General features: G+C 58.5%; 2 protein-coding genes and 1 pseudogene. 2 read left to right on the top strand and 1 reads right to left on the bottom strand.

What is annotated here, in order from left to right; genetic code table 11:
* Together R6V78_RS04305 and R6V78_RS04300 are read left to right on the top strand one after the other, a co-directional pair.
* Positions 1-492, top strand: a 492-nt coding sequence (locus tag R6V78_RS04305) for a LuxR C-terminal-related transcriptional regulator (RefSeq protein ID WP_410288100.1), incomplete at its 5' end; no start/stop codon positions are given.
* Positions 493-525: 33 nt separating this feature from the next.
* Positions 526-804 (top strand): annotated as a pseudogene (locus R6V78_RS04300) (HAD-IC family P-type ATPase); the annotation flags it as partial.
* A gap of 88 nt (positions 805-892) precedes the next feature.
* Here R6V78_RS04300 and R6V78_RS04295 read toward each other — a convergent pair.
* Positions 893-2,266 carry an NAD-dependent succinate-semialdehyde dehydrogenase gene (locus tag R6V78_RS04295; protein ID WP_410288099.1) on the bottom strand — a complete coding sequence of 458 codons (1,374 nt, stop codon included), beginning with the start codon at positions 2,264-2,266 and terminating at the stop codon, positions 893-895.
* Between the last annotated feature and the right edge of the window lie 496 nt (positions 2,267-2,762).

Genomic DNA, 2,762 nt, shown 5'->3' with positions numbered 1-2,762 from the left:
CTGTCCATGCCCAAAATGGGTGGCATTTCGGTGATGAAGGAGGTCAAACGGGAGCTGCCGGAAACGCGTATCCTTGCCTTGACGATCCACGAATCCGATCAGTATGTGCTGGAAGCCTTTGAATCCGGCGCCGACGGATACTGCATCAAGGATGCCAGCAGGAAGGAGTTGATGCTGGCCGTGGACAGCCTCCTGGAAGGCAAGACCTATATCAGCCCGGGTATCTCGGACCAGGTCATGGAGGGCTATCTGACCGGCCGGAAAAAACTTAAACAGAACTCTCGCTGGGATACCGTCACCCAGCGCGAGCGCGAGGTGTTGAAGCTGCTGGCCGAAGGGTACACCAACAAGGATATCGCCGAATTTCTGCACATCAGCGTCAAAACCGTGGAAAAGCACCGCGCCAACCTGATCGGCAAGCTTGACTTACACAACATCGCCCAGCTGACCGCCTTTGCCATTGAAAACGGCCTCGTTGAAATGAAAAAATAGCCGGGAAATCTTGATGCCTGGGTAATCGGGGCCACGGCAAACGCCGTGGCTGAAAAACTGGGCATCAACGAGGTTGTGGCCGAAGTGATGCCCGAAGACAAGGCCGAGGCAGTCAAGCGGTTCCAGGATCAGGGAAAGATCGTGGCCATGGCCGGCGACGGCATCAACGACGCCCCTGCCCTGGCCCAGGCCCAGGTGGGTATCGCCATGGGAACGGGCACCGACGTGGCCATGGAAAGTGCGCGGGTCACCCTGGTCAAAGGCGATTTGCGGGGAATTGTCCGCGCCCTGCGCCTTTCCAGAGCCACCATGCACCCATCCGGGGTAGATCGAATCGTGCCATCTTCCAACTGCAGCATCACACACGCCTGCATGGGACTCTTTTCAAGGTAAAACCCACCTACGGTTGAACCACGTAAACGGTCTTGATGTTCACAAATTCTTTGATGCCGTAGTGGGACAGCTCGCGTCCGTAGCCGCTCTGTTTGATGCCGCCGAAGGGAAGACGCGGATCGGATTTGACAAAGGCGTTGACAAAGCAGTTCCCCGCCTCGAGCCGTTCGGCGGCGATCTGTTCGCCACGCTTGACATCGCGGGTGAACACGACCGCACCCAGTCCGAAATCCGTCTGGTTGGCCAGAAGGATGGCCTCCTGCTCATCGGCTGCGGAAATCACCGCGGCAACCGGTCCGAAGGTTTCCTCGTCAAAGGCTGGCATGCCGGAACGCACATCTGTCAGGATGGTCGGCGGATAAAAAAATCCACGCCCCCCGGGGATTTCTCCCCCCAACAGAAGTCGGGCGCCAGCGTCGATGCTTTCCCGCACCTGTCGGTGAAGCGTGTCGCGCAGGTCGCTGCGGGCCAGCGGGCCGATCTCGGTCTCCTCGTCCATCGGATCGCCCATGCGCACCGATTTCATTTTTTCAACCAGGCGTTGCTCGAATGCTTCCCTCACCGCTTCCACGACGATTAAGCGTTTGGCCGCGATGCAGCTCTGCCCGGCGTTGAGCAGACGACCAACCGCACAGGCATCCGCCGCCAGGTCCAGGTCGGCATCCGCCAGAATGAGATAGGGGTCCGAGCCACCCAGTTCGAGCACGGTTTTTTTGATCCGTCTGCCTGCGCGGGCCGCCACCGCCTGACCAGCCGCGTTGCTTCCGGTGAGCGCGACGGCCTTGACCGAGGGGTGATCGACGACGGCCTGCACCTGTTTGCTCGAAATCAACAAGGCCTGGAAAAGCGTCGGCGGAAAGCCGGCCTCGTGCATCACGGCCTCGATGGCCAGACTGCAGCCGGGAACGTTGGATGCGTGTTTAAGCAGGACCGCATTGCCGGCCATCAGGGTCGGTGCGGCGAACCTGAAGACCTGCCAGAAAGGGTAATTCCAGGGCATCACCCCCAGAACCACCCCCAGTGGCGGAAATGTCACGAAGCTTTTTTGGGCATCGGTCTTTACGATCTCGGGTGCCAGCATTTGCGCTGCCGATTCGGCCACCTGCCGGCATAACCAGGCGCACTTTTCGATTTCCGCTCTGGCGTCCCGGATCGGCTTGCCCATCTCCAGGGCCATCAGGCCCGCATAGCGCTTCTGGTTCTTTTCCAGGAGAGCGGCCGCGTCGCGCAGATATGCCCCCCGCTCGTCCATCTTTATCTGCCGCCAGGCAGCATAGGCGCTGCCGGCTGCGTCGATCCGTTCATCGATCGTTTGCGCATCCATCGCCTCATACCTGTTGACCACATCACCCGTCGTCGGGTTGAGAACATCGATTGTCATGACCGTCTCCTCCTTTGCCGTCGAGGCCGCAGAAAAAATATGGTTAGGGTTCGGGGGTCCGCACCGGAAAATCCCGGCGGCAGCCATTTTCGACAACACGTGGTCAACCTACAGAAGGTACGCTCCCAGGAACATACCGTGCGGAAAGTATTTGTTGCTGCCGATTGCAGTATCCGCCGACCGCCTCAGCCTCTTTCTCCGCCGATGCATGCTTCTTATTCGGTCCTGGCATTGCGCTTTCGATTAGGAGACTCATATTGTTAGCATGCGGTTCAATTACCCTGTCCAGACCGCGGATATACCGCTTTGACCCTATGGCAGCAGCGGCATTCATCAGATAAATAGAAAACAGCGTCCAAAACCGTGTAGGTGAAAGGGAAAGGAGCGTCCAAGATGGCATCGACACCGCAGCACTGTCCGGGATTCACCCAGTTTAAAAACCTGGAGTCGTTCGCATGTGCCTGTCCGCATTGCGGGGAGAAAAAGGAGATTTTTT

The organism is Desulfosarcina sp. (genome assembly GCF_046496365.1).
Lineage (GTDB): Bacteria > Desulfobacterota > Desulfobacteria > Desulfobacterales > Desulfosarcinaceae > Desulfosarcina.
The sequence above is the reverse complement of the archived record's forward strand: the minus strand, read 5'-3'. Positions and strand labels throughout refer to the sequence as shown.

Excerpts from the sequence above, each read along its gene's own strand:
- R6V78_RS04295 (WP_410288099.1), bottom strand. The coding sequence starts at position 2,266 with ATGACAATCGATGTTCTCAACCCGACGACGGGTGATGTGGTCAACAGG.